Annotated in this window: 10 protein-coding genes and 1 pseudogene; 2 read left to right on the top strand and 9 right to left on the bottom strand. The window is 63.0% G+C overall.

Annotated features, from left to right (window positions below):
• Nucleotides 1–23 precede the first annotated feature (23 nt).
• From JLK41_RS13005 to JLK41_RS12970, 7 genes are all read right to left on the bottom strand, one after another.
• Nucleotides 24–920, bottom strand: a complete 897-nt coding sequence (locus JLK41_RS13005; protein WP_210389066.1) for a D-hexose-6-phosphate mutarotase — start codon at nt 918–920, stop codon at nt 24–26.
• The gene (locus JLK41_RS13000; protein WP_210389065.1) at nt 914–2,149 is read right to left on the bottom strand and encodes a maltoporin; all 1,236 of its coding nucleotides are present in this window, start codon (nt 2,147–2,149) and stop codon (nt 914–916) included. The genes JLK41_RS13005 and JLK41_RS13000 overlap by 7 nt, the downstream gene beginning before the upstream one ends.
• Nucleotides 2,150–2,265: 116 nt before the next feature.
• Nucleotides 2,266–3,417, bottom strand: coding sequence for an ABC transporter ATP-binding protein (locus JLK41_RS12995; protein ID WP_210389064.1), 1,152 nt, complete (start codon nt 3,415–3,417; stop codon nt 2,266–2,268).
• A 24-nt stretch (nt 3,418–3,441) separates the two neighbouring features.
• Nucleotides 3,442–4,269, bottom strand: a complete 828-nt coding sequence (locus tag JLK41_RS12990; RefSeq protein WP_210389063.1) for a carbohydrate ABC transporter permease — start codon at nt 4,267–4,269, stop codon at nt 3,442–3,444.
• A gap of 70 nt (nt 4,270–4,339) precedes the next feature.
• Nucleotides 4,340–5,248, bottom strand: coding sequence for a carbohydrate ABC transporter permease (locus JLK41_RS12985; RefSeq protein WP_210389062.1), 909 nt, complete (start codon nt 5,246–5,248; stop codon nt 4,340–4,342).
• 290 nt (nt 5,249–5,538) lie between these two features.
• Nucleotides 5,539–7,092, bottom strand: coding sequence for an extracellular solute-binding protein (locus JLK41_RS25470; RefSeq protein WP_280527631.1), 1,554 nt, complete (start codon nt 7,090–7,092; stop codon nt 5,539–5,541).
• 45 nt (nt 7,093–7,137) lie between these two features.
• A complete protein-coding gene (locus JLK41_RS12970) occupies nt 7,138–8,124 on the bottom strand; it encodes a glucokinase (RefSeq protein ID WP_210389061.1) in 987 nt (328 codons plus the stop codon).
• A 329-nt stretch (nt 8,125–8,453) separates the two neighbouring features.
• Between JLK41_RS12970 and ubiM the strand changes: the two genes are divergently transcribed.
• Both ubiM and JLK41_RS12960 read left to right on the top strand, forming a co-directional pair.
• Nucleotides 8,454–9,620: a 5-demethoxyubiquinol-8 5-hydroxylase UbiM gene (gene ubiM, locus JLK41_RS12965; RefSeq protein ID WP_210389060.1), complete on the top strand. Its 1,167-nt coding sequence runs from the start codon at nt 8,454–8,456 to the stop codon at nt 9,618–9,620.
• Nucleotides 9,621–9,742: 122 nt separating this feature from the next.
• Nucleotides 9,743–10,912 carry an IS4 family transposase gene (locus JLK41_RS12960; RefSeq protein ID WP_210389059.1) on the top strand — a complete coding sequence of 390 codons (1,170 nt, stop codon included), beginning with the start codon at nt 9,743–9,745 and terminating at the stop codon, nt 10,910–10,912.
• A gap of 14 nt (nt 10,913–10,926) precedes the next feature.
• Here JLK41_RS12960 and JLK41_RS25545 read toward each other — a convergent pair.
• Nucleotides 10,927–11,020 (bottom strand): annotated as a pseudogene (locus JLK41_RS25545) (NYN domain-containing protein); the annotation flags it as partial.
• 131 nt (nt 11,021–11,151) lie between these two features.
• A complete protein-coding gene (locus tag JLK41_RS12955; protein ID WP_210389058.1) occupies nt 11,152–13,113 on the bottom strand; it encodes a methyl-accepting chemotaxis protein in 1,962 nt (653 codons plus the stop codon).
• Nucleotides 13,114–13,614: the final 501 nt, after the last annotated feature.

The raw sequence follows: 13,614 nt of genomic DNA, 5'->3' as shown, positions 1-13,614 counted from the left end.
GCCGCTAGCCAGCTAGGCGGTCGCTAGCCGGCCAACCCCGCGCGCAAGCTCAACACTCCCTCCTCCCCCGGCCGCAGGCAGAGGCTGTCTGGCCCGCAGCTGGCGGCCTCGACGCAGAGAAAGCCCAGGCTCTCGTTCCAGCCGACATCGGTCAGCGGGCGACTGCCCGGGTGCCAGACCACGCTGTTGGCGCCGCCGCGGGTGTCGATGGCCAGGCGCCGCTGCCAGGGCAGATCCTGCAGCTGCAGCACGCCGGTGTGGCGGAAGATGCGGTGGCAGCCGTCCTCGATGCGCAGCTCGCCGTGCTGGCGGCAGTCGGCGCGCGCCAGCAGGTCATGGCCGCTGGCGCCATCCAGGCCGAGCAGCGTCACCCGCGAGACGTCGCTGATGCGCCAGTAGGCATGCAGCGCATGGCTGAGCCGGCACGGCTCGCTGTCCTGATGGCGGGTCACCAGGCGCAGCGCCAGGGTCTCGCCCAGCTCGGCCTCGAGACGCAGCGTCCAGTCGCACAGCTCGAGCTGCCAGAGCAGGCGCACGCCCTGCTCGCTCCAGTCGCAGGCCTGCAGCTGCCAGTCCTCGCTCAACCGGGCCCAGCCATGCGACGGCCAGCCGCTCTCGCTGGGATGGCGACCGAACCAGGGCCAGCAGATCGGCACGCCGCCGCGAATCGCCGCACCCTGCGGCCAGTGCCCGGCGCACCACAGCCAGGGCCGCTGAGCGCGCGGCTGGAAATGCAGCAGCTGCGCGCCCTGACGGCTGAACGCCGCCTGGAACAGGCGGTGTTCCAGCAACAGCAGCTCGCGCCCCTGGCGCACCGTCCAGCGCTGACGCGCCTGGCCGGGCTCGGCGAACAGCTCGGCCAGGGGATGCAGTTCGGCGCCGCCTGTGGCGGCGCCGAGCGGGCGCGAGGCGCTTACCACCAGTGCTCCACCTGCACGCCGAAGTTGTAGCCATGGCGCGCGGTGTCGAAGGCGCCGCTGTCGGACAGCGCCGAGCCGGCCGCCATTTGGTTGGCCGCCTGCTGCGCCGCGCGGTTCCAGGTGGCGTAGGTGTAGTACAGACGAAACTCCGGACGCGCCCAGAAACCGGGGCCGGACGGCGACCAGGTCGGGGCGATGGTGAACTTGGTCAGCTTGCGCGTGCCGTCTGTGGCATCGACCTGGTCGTGGCCCAGCTCGCCGACCAGCTTGAACTGCTCGGTGAAGGCGTAGCTGGTACGCCCGCCCACCGACAGCCAGTCCTGATCGTCGCCGTCGGGCCGGGTGTCCTTCTGGTAGACGAACTGCACCTGGCCGCCGAGGCGCGGCGTGGCCTGCCAGTCGAAGAATTCCACCAGGCGCCAGCTCTTGTTGTCGCGATCGAGGGTGACGTCGCCGGTATAGCCCAGACCGGTGCCGGGGCCGCGGCCGTACTGCAGGGCGAAGGTGTTGACGCCGCCGAAGAAATCGCTCTGTTTGTGCTGCGCGGTGATCGCCCAGCCGCTGTTGGCGCCGGTGCTGTCGGGCTTGTCGATGTAGCTGACGCCGAACTCCAGCTCGCCGCCCGGGTTGACCTGGAAGCCGCCGACGTTAAAGTCGTGACGGTTGATGTAGGGCTCCTGGAAGTAGCTGTCCTTGCGCGAGAAGGCGTAGCTGTACTTCAGCCCACCGTACTCGAAGTCCTCGATACCGGCGCCGGTGGCGCTCTGGTTCCAGTAGTAGAAGTCGCTGATATGGATGTCGTTACGCCTGTAGAAGCGGCGCCCGGCCCACAGCGAACCGCCGTTCAGCGCTGGCACCTTGCTCCATTCGACGTACATCTGGTTCATCCGCGCGAAGCCGTGCTCGCCGGTGAACTCCGGCGTGTGGCCGTACTGGTTGTACAGCTGGGCCATACCCTCGATGCTCAGCACCGAGCCGTCGTCCAGCGTCAGCAGGTCCTGGCGCAGGTCCAGCTCGATGTATTGCTCGCACTCGTTGCCGAGGCGGTACTTGGACTGCGCACCGGGCAGCTGGAAGCAGGACTGGGTGCCGCCGTTCTCCGAGCCGCCGGCGCCGCTGCGCATATAGCCGGTGAACTCCAGGGCCTGCGCCTGGGGCGCAGCCAGGGCCAGGGCCAGCAGGCAGGGGGCGCCGAGCGAATGGAAGGCAGCTTGTTGGGTGGTCTTCATCGTTGCTCCTGATTGTTTTTATTTTTACGGATGCTGCGGATAGCCGCCGCAGCGACGGGTTATTGCCCTGGTTGCACCGTACCGGAAGTAGCCCGGATGAAATCCGGGCTACGACGTCAACGCCCCTTGAGCTGCGCCACCTTGGCAGGCTCGGCGACAGCCGACTTTCCCCGCGGGCGCAGACGCTCGCCGCTGGCGGCGTCGAACAGCAGCACGCGCGCCGGATCGAACTGCAGATCGAGACTGGCGCCGGCCCGCGCCGCGGCGTCCGGCGCCAGACGGCAGCACACCTTGGTCTGATTGAGGCTGACGAACACCAGGGTGTCCGGGCCGGTCGGCTCGACCACCTCGACCTCGGCGCGCAGGCTCGGCTGCGCTGCAGCGGCGCCTGCCAGCTGGATCTGCTCGGGACGCACGCCGAGAATCAGCTCGCGCCCTTCCAGCTCCGTCGCCACGCCCAGCGGCAGCTCGCAGCGCGCCTGACCGGAATCAAGCAGCCCAAAGCACTGGCCATCACGCACCTGCGTGCGCAGCGGGACGAAGTTCATCGGCGGCGAACCGATGAAGCTGGCGACGAACTGGTTGGCCGGGTCGTTGTAGATTTCCTGCGGGCTACCGAACTGCTGGATGATACCGTCCTTCATCACCGCCACCTTGTCGCCCAGGGTCATGGCCTCGATCTGGTCATGGGTGACGTACACCGTGGTGGTCTTCAGGCGCTGGTGCATCAGCTTGATTTCGGTGCGCATCTCCACACGCAGCTTGGCGTCGAGGTTCGACAAGGGTTCGTCGAACAGGTAGATCTTCGGCCGCCGCGCCAGCGCTCGGCCCATGGCCACGCGCTGCTGCTGGCCACCGGAAAGCTGGCCGGGCTTGCGCGTCAGCAGATGCTCGATCTGCAGCAGCTTGGCCACGCGCGCCACCTCGGCCTCGATCTCGGCCGGCGGCAGCTTGCGCATCTTCAGGCCGAAGGCGATGTTGTCCTTCACCGTCATGGTCGGGTACAGCGCGTAGGACTGGAACACCATGGCGATGTCGCGATCCTTGGGGCTCATGCCGCTGATGTCGGCGCCGTCCACCAGGATCGCCCCGCCGCTGATGTCCTCCAGGCCGGCGATGCAGTTCATCAGGGTGGATTTGCCGCAGCCGGAGGGGCCGACCAGGATCAGGAACTCGCCGGACTCGATGGCCAGTTCGATGTTCTTCAGGGTGTCCGCCAGGCCGCTGCCATAGGATTTGTTGACGTTGCGCAGTTCGAGGGTAGCCATGTCATTTCTCCAATCTTGAAGGCATCAGCCTTTCACCGAGCCGGCAGTGAGACCGCGCAGAAAATATTTGCCGGCCAGGATGTAGACCAGCAGCGTGGGCAGCCCGGCGATCATCGCCGCGGCCATGTCGACGTTGTATTCCTTGGCCCCGGTGCTGGTGTTGACCAGGTTGTTCAGCGCCACGGTTATTGGCTGGGTGTCGCCGCTGGCGAACACCACGCCGAACAGGAAGTCGTTCCAGATCTGGGTGAACTGCCAGATCTGGCAGACCATGATGATCGGCACCGACATCGGCAGCAGGATGCGTCCGAAGATGGTGAAGAAGCCGGCGCCATCCAGACGCGCCGCGCGCACCAGCGGCTCGGGAATGCTCACGTAGAAGTTGCGGAAGAACAGCGTGGTGAAAGCCAGGCCGTAGACCACGTGCACCAGCACCAGGCCCTCGGTGGTATTGGCCAGGCCGAGCTGGCCGAGGGTGAAGGACGCCGGCAACAGGATCACCTGGAACGGCAGGAAGCAGCCGAACAGCAGCAGGCCGAAGAACAGCTGCGAACCGCGAAAGCGCCACATGGCCAGCACATAGCCGTTCAGCGCGCCAAGCAGCGTGGAGATCAACACCGCCGGGATGGTGATCTTCACCGAGTTCCAGAAGTAGCCACCGATGCCGTCCCAGGCCTTGACCCAACCGATGACAGTGAACACGTCCGGGATCGACAGCAGGTTGCCGCTGCGAATGTCGTCGGGGGTCTTGAAGCTGGTCAGCAGCATCACCAGCAGCGGCACCAGGTACACCGCGCAGGCCAGGATCAGGGTGGCGTGGATGGCTATACGGCTGAAGCTGAATGCCCTCATCCGGCGCTTCGCGCCGCCTTCTCCCTGGGGGAGAAGGACATCGGCAGATCGTCGCTGCGCGACGCTCACACTAGTCATGGCGTTTGCCTCGCAGTTCGGAATACAGGTAGGGCACCAGGATCGCCAGCACCGCGCCGAGCATCAGCATCGCGCTGGCGGCGCCGAGGCCCATCTGGCCGCGGGTGAAGGTGTGGGCGTACATGAACATCGCCGGCAGGTCGGAGGCGTAGCCGGGGCCGCCGGCGGTCATCGAGGCGACCAGGTCGAAGCTCTTGATGGCGATATGGGCGAGGATCATCAGCGCGCTGAAGAACACCGGGCCCAGGCTCGGCAGGACGATGCGCAGGTAGATGCTCGGCAGGCTGGCACCGTCGACCTGGGCGGCGCGGATGATCGATTGATCGACGCTGCGCAAGCCGGCGAGGAACAGCGCCATGACGAAGCCCGAGGACTGCCACACGGCAGCCATCACCAGGCAGTAGACGACGCGATCCGGGTCCACCAACCAGTCGAAGCGAAAGCCCTCCCAGCCCCAGTCACGCAGCAGCTTGTCCAGGCCCAGGCCAGGGTTGAGCAGCCACTTCCAGGCGGTGCCGGTGACGATCATCGACAGCGCCATGGGGTAGAGGAAGATGGTGCGGATAAAGCCTTCGCGGCGGATGCGCTGATCCAGCAGCACCGCCAGGAACACGCCGATGACCAGGCTGATGGCGATGAACAGGCCACCGAACAGCAGCAGGTTCTGGCTCGCCACCCACCAGCGGTCGTTGTCCCATAACCGCGTGTACTGCTGCAGTCCCACAAAGTTATAACTGGGCATAAAACGCGAGTTGGTGAATGACAGCAGGAAGGTCCAGCCGATATAGCCGTAGAAGCCCACCAGAACGATGACCATGCTCGGCGCCAGCACCAGCTTGGGCAGCCAGCGCTGCAGGACGTCCAGCGGTGAGGCTTTGGTGATGACTGCGTTTGAACTCATGGTTGACTCCATTGCGTGCTGCGTTGATGCGTAAAACATCCGTAGCGGACCCGTAGGGCGTACTCGCGAAGCAGTACGTCGGCGATTACAGCCAGCACGCGTAGCCGGCGGACTGTTCGCTGCGCTCCTGAGTCCGCCCTACCGATTGCGAGCTGCCCTGCCCCAAAACCTGAATCTCGGCGCGGCCGATCCCGTGGCGCAGGCCTAGGGGCATGCGCCTGGGATCACGGGCTTGATAGCGGCGGGTTGCACCCGCCCTACGGCAAGGGCCGGCTACGCGGCCCGGAGACTCACTGCACCGCCTGAATCGCCGCCGCCAGTTGCTGGGCGGCGCGCTTGGGATCGGCCTTGGGATCGTTGAAGAAGTTGGTCACCACGTCGAATACCGCGCCCTGCACGTAGCTGGACGCGGCCATGCCGTGGGCCAGGCTCGGCTGCAGACCGCCGCCGGCGGCGGCCTCCTTGAAGTCGGCCATGGACTTCTGCGCGCAGGCGTCGAAGCTGCTCATGTCCTGGTCCATGCGCACCGGGATCGAGCCCTTGTTCTGGTTGAAGAACTCCTGGAACTCGTTGCCCATCACCGTGCGCGCCAGGTCTTCCTGGGCCTTGCGGTTGTCGGCGTTGCTCAGCTTGAACATGGCCAGCGAGTCGATGTTGAAGGCGAAGCTGCCCTGGGTGCCGGGGAAGGCCAGGCATTCGTAGTCCTTGCCGGCGACCTTGCCGGCAGCAGTCCACTCGCTCTTGGCCCAGTCGCCCATGATCTGCATGCCGGCCTTGCCATCGATCACCAGACCAGTGGCGCTGTTCCAGTCACGCCCAGCGGCGTCGGCGTCGATATAGCCGCGCAGTTTCTGCAGGGCAGCGAACACCTCGACCATCTTGTCGCCGGTCAGGGTGGCGCGGTCCTGCTCGACGAAGGCCTTGCGAAAGCCCTCGGGGCCGAGAATGCTGAAGGCCAGGTCTTCGAACACGGTGCCGTCCTGCCAGGGCTGGCCGCCGTGGGCGATGGCGATGAAACCGGCCGCCTTGAGCTTGTCGGCGGCGGCGAAGAATTCGTCGAGGGTGGTCGGCGGCGTGGCGCCAGCCTTCTCGAATACTTGCGGGTTGATCCACAACCAGTTGACCCGGTGCACGTTGACCGGCACCGCCAGTTGGTAGCCACTGCCGCGCACGGTGCGGATCAGCCGCGGCGGCTTGTCGGTGTCACGCAGGCGCTGACGCAGACGACTGACAGCCATGTCGACGATGCGCTCCAGCGGCATCACCTCACGGCCACGGGTGGCGTTGCCGATGGTGTCGCGGTCGAGAATCTGTTGCGGGTGATCGAGAAACAGCTTGAGCAGGGCGAAGTCGGCGCCGGACAGCATCACCTCCTCGCCGTCGCGGTGGAACAGCCGGTGGCTGACCATGTCCAGGCGCCAGTCATCGAATGCCAGCACCTCGCCGCTGCGTTCCTGGGTGAATTGCGCACGGCGCAGCAAGGCCTTGATTCGCGCCAGCAGCTCGCGCGGGCTGAACGGCTTGCCGAGGTAGTCATCGGCGCCCAGTTCCAGGCCGATCACCCGGTCGGTTTCGTCGGAGCTGGCGGTGAGCATGATCACCGGCACCTGGGCGAAGCGCTGGTGTTCACGCACCCAGCGGCACAGGCTGAAACCGTCCTCGTCGGGCAGCATCACGTCGAGGATGACCAGGTCGGCCGACGCCGCACACAGGCTCTGGCGGAAGGCGCCGCCGTCGGCCACGGCGCGCACCTGAAAGCCGACACGGCTCAGGTAGGTATCCAGCAGTTCGCGAATTTCCTGGTCGTCATCGACCAGCAGAATCGATTTGCCGGGCTGGCTCATGGTCCGCCACCTTTGTTGTTATGGCTGTGTAAATCCGGGGTTCTATCAAGGGTTCTCCCGGATTGCATCCGGGCTACGCTCCGACGCCTGTTGCAAGGCCACGCCGGCGCCGGTCAGGCCGGGGTACTCGGCCGTCACCAGCCACACCGGAATGCCGTCAAGGTAATGGCTCATACAACCCTTGTCGCGGAAACTCTTGGCAAAACCGCTGGCAAGAAAACGCTCGGCAAAACGCGGCACCACACCGCCAACGATATACACCCCACCGCGTGCGCCCAGGGTCAGCACATTGTTGCCGGCAACGCGCCCGAGCCAGACGCTGAACTGCTCCAGCACCTCGGCAGCCACCGGCTCGCCGGCCAGGCCGGCAGCACTGACCGCAGCCGGCGTACCGTGCTGCGGCGGCTGTCCATCCAGCTCGCAGATGGCGCGGTACAGCGCCAGCAGGCCATTGCCGCTGAGCACGTCCTCGGCGCGTACATGGCCCAGTTGCCGATAAAGAATCTGCCAAAGCTCGGCCTCACGCAGGCTGCCGATGGGTAGATCGACGTGACCACCCTCCCCCGGCAGCACCAGCCAGCGGCCATCAGCCTGCTCCAGCAGCGTACCGACGCCCAGGCCGGTGCCGGCGCCTATTACCAGTACCGGGCGATCTGCCTGCGGCTCACCTGGGCACACCTGCACGCGCTCATGCTCGGCCAGACGCGTCATACCCAGGGCCATCGCGGAGAAGTCGTTGATCATCAGCAGCTCGTCGACCTGCAACGCCTGGCAGAAGGCTGTGCGATCGATGCGCCAATGGTTGTTGGTAAAACGGAACAGGTCACCGCTGACCGGCCCAGCGCAGGCCAGGCACACCGAGCCTATCGCCCCCAACGGCAGGCCCTGGGCCTGCAGATAGGCCATGATGGCCTGCTCCGGCCCGTCGAAATCGGCGGTCGGCAGAACCTGCACCGCCTCCAGTTGCTCGTCACGCCACAGGGCAAAGCGTGCGTTGGTACCACCGATATCGCCGACCAGAGCCAGTTTCACGAGAACGTCTCCTGAGCGAAGGCCGTTCGCTGATCGGCAACTGCAGAAAATTGAGGATGCATGGCATCGACTCCAAATCCGAATTATTTTTGTAGTTCAGACAACGCGCACCACAGTAAACCCGAAAATTACGCCTATCAAGCCAGATAAAGTTGTAATAACAACAATATTTTGTACCCCACTGCAGCCATCATCCAGCCCCTCGCATCCAGCTCCAAGCATGACCCCGGACAATATCTGCGTCTTTGCTGCGACCTAGACTGGCATTTTGCATCGGCGCATGGCGGGTTGCACCCGCCCTACTGGCCATCCGCTTGGAGAGCTGCAGCATGTCACCCGATATCGTCATCGTTGGCGCCGGCCCGGCCGGTCTTTGCCTGGCCCGCGCCCTGTCCGGGCAGGGTCTGTCCATCATCGTGCTGGAACGCCAGGCCGAGCAGGCGTTGGCCGAACCTGCTTTCGACGGCCGCGAAATCGCCCTCACCCACGGCTCGCAAGCCCTGCTCGAGCGCCTCGGCCTGTGGGCACGCCTGCCCAGCGAAGACGTTGCCGTGCTGCGCGATGCCCAGGTGTTAAACGGGCCCTCGCTGTTCGCCCTGAAGATACGCGCCGAACAGGTCGGCGCCGAGCGACTCGGCCATCTGGTGGCCAACCAGGCCATTCGCCGTGCCGCCTATCAGGCCGTGAGCGAATGCGCCGATGTGCAGTTGCGCTGTGAAACCAGCATACGCGCCATCGAGCAAAGCCAGAGCGAGGTGAAGCTGGTGCTGCGGGACGGCCAGGTGTTGCAACCACGCCTGCTGGTCGCCGCCGACAGCCGTTTCTCGGAGACGCGCCGCCAGTTGGCTATCGGCGCGCAACTCAAGGACTTCGGCAAGACCATGCTGGTGTGCCGCATGCAGCACGAACAGGACCATCACCAGGTAGCCTGGGAGTGGTTCGGCTACGGCCAGACCCTGGCCCTGCTACCGCTCAATGGCCGACAATCGTCGATGGTGCTGACCCTGCCGCCGCGCGAGATCGAACGCCTGCATAAGCTGGACGAAGCCACCTTTGCCCGTGAGATGGAGCAACGCTTCGACCGCCGCCTGGGCGCCATGCAACTGCTCAGCAGCCGCCACGTTTACCCGCTGGTGGGCGCCTACGCACGACGCATGGTCGGCAACCGCTGCGCCCTGCTCGGCGATGCCGCCGTGGGCATGCACCCGGTCACCGCGCATGGCTTCAACTTCGGTCTGATTGGCGTGCAACTGCTCAGCGACGCCCTGCTGGCCGCCCATGGCAAACACCAGGACATCGGTTCAACATCAGCGCTGGCCCGCTACGAACGCCAGCTGCGACTGGCCACCTGGCCGTTGTACCAGGCCACCAACCTGCTGGTGGAGCTGTACACCAACGATCACCTGCCCGCCCGTCTGCTGCGCGGCGCCGGCCTGCGTGTGGCGCAGGGTCTGCTGCCACTGAAAAAGGACATCGCCCCACTACTGTCCGGTTAAATGAGCGCGCGAGTCGCCGTAAGGCTTGGTTGGCGTGGGTTTCAGGGCGATAAAGCGTGGTGTCGATTTGAACGGCGGAAGCTGACTTAGGCAATCATCTGGGCTTTGGCTCGGAGATGCCCATGAACACCGGCAAGACACTGTTCGCCCAGCTCATGGACTTCCTGCCCTGGACGACCTTCGCCCGCTACGTTGCACGCTACAGTGGCGATAAGGGCGTTAGAAAGCTGACCTGCGCGGAACAATTCAGGGCGATGGCTTTCGCCCAGTTGACCTATCGGGAGAGTCTGCGCGACATCGAGGCATGTCTGTCGGCCCAGGAAGCCAAGCGCTATCACATGGGGTTTCGCGAGCCTATTCGACGCGCGACGCTGGCCGATGCAAACGAATCGCGTAACTGGCGCATCCATGCCGACTTTGCTCAGCGCTTGATTGCACAGGCCCGAGCGCTGTACGCCAGCGAGGATCTGGGACTGGACTTATCCAACACCGTCTATGCGCTCGACTCCACCACCATTGACCTGTGCCTGTCGGTCTTTCCGTGGGCGCACTTCCGTACCACCAAGGCGGCCGTAAAAATGCACACGCTGCTCGACCTGAGGGGCAGCATTCCAAGCTTTATTCACGTATCCGACGGCAAGCTGCACGATGTCCATGCCCTCGACATGCTGGTGCCGGAAGCGGGCGCCATCTATGTCATGGATCGTGGCTACGTCGATTACGCGCGACTCCATGCCCTGCATTTGAGTGGGGCTTTCTTCGTCACGCGGGCCAGGTCGAACATGGATTTCCGCCGTGTTTATTCGGCGAAGACTGATCGCTCAACGGGCCTCGTTTGCGACCAGACAATTGCGCTCAATGGTTTCTATGCCAAGCAGGACTACCCAACGCATCTGCGCCGTGTTCGCTTCAAGGATCCTGTAACAGGCAAGACACTGGTCTTCCTCACCAATCAAATGACCTTACCAGCCGCGACCATCTGCGCGCTCTACAAAAACCGCTGGCAAGTGGAGCTGTTTTTCAAGTGGATCAAGCAGCACCTGCGGATCAAGCGCTTCTTCGGTACCTCGGAGAATGCGGTCAAGACGCAAATCTGGATCGCGGTATCGGTCTATGTCCTCGTCGCCATCGTCAAGAAACGACTCAACCTCGACGTCTCGCTCTACACTTTGCTACAGGTTTTGTCGGTCTCCCTTTTCGAAAAAATGCCCTTGCAGCAAGCACTTGCAGTCGGCGATTCCACTTCATCAGAGGGCGTCGATACCAACCAATTGAATCTATTCACAATTTAACCGGACAGTAGTGGGTCGCTGGCACTGCGCAGTGCATCGGGTGTCTTGGCTTCACCAACGATGCAGGCGGTAGCTCCGCGCTTTCGGCTTGTGACACTGGTAGGCGAAAAGCGCTGGCTCAACATCTCGGCGCATAACCCAAGCCGGTGCGGCAGGTAACGGCTGGAAAATTCCAAGCGCACCAAGGCTGCCATAGCCATAACGCTGCGTGGCTGTTATGGCTATGGCAGCGCCGCCCCTCATGCGACTTTGAACCGGCCAACCAGCTGCTGTTGGTACTCAGCTAGGCGCGCCAGCTCCAAGCTAGTCATCGCCGTCTGTTCTGCACCGGCGCTCACCTGAATCGCCACGTCGCTGATTTCGACGATGTTGCGGTTGATATCCTCGGCCACTGCACTCTGCTCCTCAGCTGCCGTCGCAATCTGAAGATTACGGTCACTGATCGCCGAGACTCCTTCAGCAATTTCGATCAACAACTCACCTGCTCGCCCGATATTGCTGGCCCCAGCCTGCGCCTTCGACAACGTCTCCTGCATTGATCGCGCTGCTCTGTCGGCACCGCCTTGTAAAGTAGCGATCATTTCCTGAATGCTGCCCGTCGATTCCTGGGTTTTCTGGGCAAGCACTCGCACCTCGGACGCAACGACAGCAAAGCCTCGTCCATGCTCACCGGCACGTGCTGCCTCAATCGCAGCATTGAGGGCGAGCAGATTCGTCTGATCGGCGATGCCCCGAATCACATCCAGTACGGAGGAGATCGAATCACTCTCTCTCTTGAGGTCGGCGATAATGCTGGCGGTTTCATCCGCCTGGGTGGACAACTGATGAATGAGGCCGATGGTGCTTTCTATCTCGGCACGTCCTTGCACGGTGTTAGCATTGAGCTGCTGCGACAGCTCGGCGGCATCGTTGGTGCTTCTCGCGACATCCCTTACGGTCGCGCTCATCTCGTTGATGGCCGTCACGACCAATTCTGTTCCCTGGCGCTGCTTGTCGATGCTCTGACTCGTCTGCACCGTCACGGCTGACGACTCCTCGGCAGCTGTAGCTACTTGTGCGGTCGCATTGCTGATCTCTCCTACGACATGTCGCAGTTCAACTGCCATCGCATTCAAGTTGCGCGATATCTCTCCAAACTCGTCGCTGCCTTCGTACAGCGCTTTAGAGGTCAGATCTCGTGCTGAAAGTGCTACCAGCGCATGATTGACGTCCCGCACGGCCAGCTTGATGTTCCGAATGATGAGGTAGGAAAGGCCCGCTACTACCGAGAGCGCAATGACCACTGCCGCCAGTGTAAGCCACAACGCCTCGTAAGCCCCATCGCGAGCACGTCCGGCCAACCGCCCCACATCCTGCGCCAGGTCCTGCTCCAACGCCCCCATCAAGTCGATCCGCTTGGTCGCTGTCTCGAACCAACTCTCGCTGTTGACATCCAGGCGTTGCCCAATCGGTACGTCAAAGGCAAGGCGCTGGAGTCTTTCTACTTCTAGCGCGCTCGGATCTTGCAACTTCTTGTCTAGCGAGCGGACGAATTGCGCGTCAGCCGTGCGACGGAAGCCGTCCATATATGCCGAAAACTCACCCAGGTTCCGGCTGAAGGATGCAAGCATCGGAGCATCGAAGTGCCCCTGATTAAAGACGACCCCAAGCATCGCGCGCTCACGACCGGCCCGTTCCTTCATTTCGATGAATTGGTTCAATCCACCTAGAGCTCGCGCAAGCCCCACGTTTTCAACGCTACGCTCCACCGCATGGGTAAAACCGATCAACGCCTTGATATATCCGGTAAAGCGAGCTCCGGACTCAACATTGCTGATTGCTAATTTATCTACCTGCGCACGTAGGGGCTGAAGCTCATCGAGTGCTGTCAAAGCGGTACCGATCAGAGCGCCGTTGCGTACGGATAATGCTCGTGCGTCATCTAACGCCTTGTTAGTAGCTTGCCGCATCTCCGGCAACCGACGCCCCATGATCCGCCCTTGGCTCCCCAGATAAACGCCGCTCGCACCTCGCTCGCGCTGCAGAGCGGTGATCAGATGGCTGACGGTCTGCGCCGCCTCACTTGCCTCCACTGTCTTTTCCATCTGCCTTACGGTGTTATAGCTATCACTTATGTATGAGCCCGCCAGCCAGAGAAAACCAATCATGGGGCAGGCGAGTATCAAGATGAGCTTCAGGCTCAAGCGAATATTTCTAAGCATGTGGACCTCAATGCTCCGCTCTGCGGAGCTGGAAGTTGCAGAAGGCAAGTACATCTCGCCTTCGGCGTCGCCGATAGGAAAGCGCGCCGGGGCGTTTAATATGTTTGTTTCGAGCCGTTAGACTTCTGGTGTGTGGGGCGGGGCATTGCCGGCACAACACCTGCTCCGTAGCTTTTCGGCCACAGTCTTGGCTGGTGGGAATTCTTGGTGTTTTCTGGTGCCGCGCACCTGACCTAAGTCAACAAAAAAACGCCGACTCAACGCCGCTCATCGGGCGAGATGCAGCGGCATAAATTGGCGTGAAGCGGACAAATCATCGGCCCCAACCAGATGCCACCAGTCTCTCGCCATCTAGCGCGATCGCGCAGTACGCCTTGACGCATACGAATTTCGACGCGTCATTTTCAAAAGCCTCTAAGCCGGTAGATTCCGGCATAACGCAGAAGCCTATGAACCGACGCTGAAACACCGACCGATGTCTTTCTTGGCGGTGAGCAAGCT

It is taken from the genome of Ectopseudomonas khazarica (genome assembly GCF_017915135.1).
GTDB lineage: Bacteria > Pseudomonadota > Gammaproteobacteria > Pseudomonadales > Pseudomonadaceae > Aquipseudomonas > Aquipseudomonas khazarica.
The sequence above is the reverse complement of the archived record's forward strand: the minus strand, read 5'-3'. Positions and strand labels throughout refer to the sequence as shown.

What these genes read in the sequence shown, in the direction of transcription:
- JLK41_RS12960 (WP_210389059.1), top strand. Translation starts at nt 9,743, where the DNA reads ATGAACACCGGCAAGACACTGTTCGCCCAGCTCATGGACTTCCTGCCC.
- JLK41_RS13000 (WP_210389065.1), bottom strand. Translation starts at nt 2,149, where the DNA reads ATGAAGACCACCCAACAAGCTGCCTTCCATTCGCTCGGCGCCCCCTGC.
- JLK41_RS12995 (WP_210389064.1), bottom strand. Translation starts at nt 3,417, where the DNA reads ATGGCTACCCTCGAACTGCGCAACGTCAACAAATCCTATGGCAGCGGC.
- JLK41_RS25470 (WP_280527631.1), bottom strand. Translation starts at nt 7,092, where the DNA reads ATGAGCCAGCCCGGCAAATCGATTCTGCTGGTCGATGACGACCAGGAA.
- ubiM (WP_210389060.1), top strand. Translation starts at nt 8,454, where the DNA reads ATGTCACCCGATATCGTCATCGTTGGCGCCGGCCCGGCCGGTCTTTGC.
- JLK41_RS12990 (WP_210389063.1), bottom strand. Translation starts at nt 4,269, where the DNA reads ATGAGGGCATTCAGCTTCAGCCGTATAGCCATCCACGCCACCCTGATC.
- JLK41_RS12985 (WP_210389062.1), bottom strand. Translation starts at nt 5,248, where the DNA reads ATGAGTTCAAACGCAGTCATCACCAAAGCCTCACCGCTGGACGTCCTG.
- JLK41_RS12955 (WP_210389058.1), bottom strand. Translation starts at nt 13,113, where the DNA reads ATGCTTAGAAATATTCGCTTGAGCCTGAAGCTCATCTTGATACTCGCC.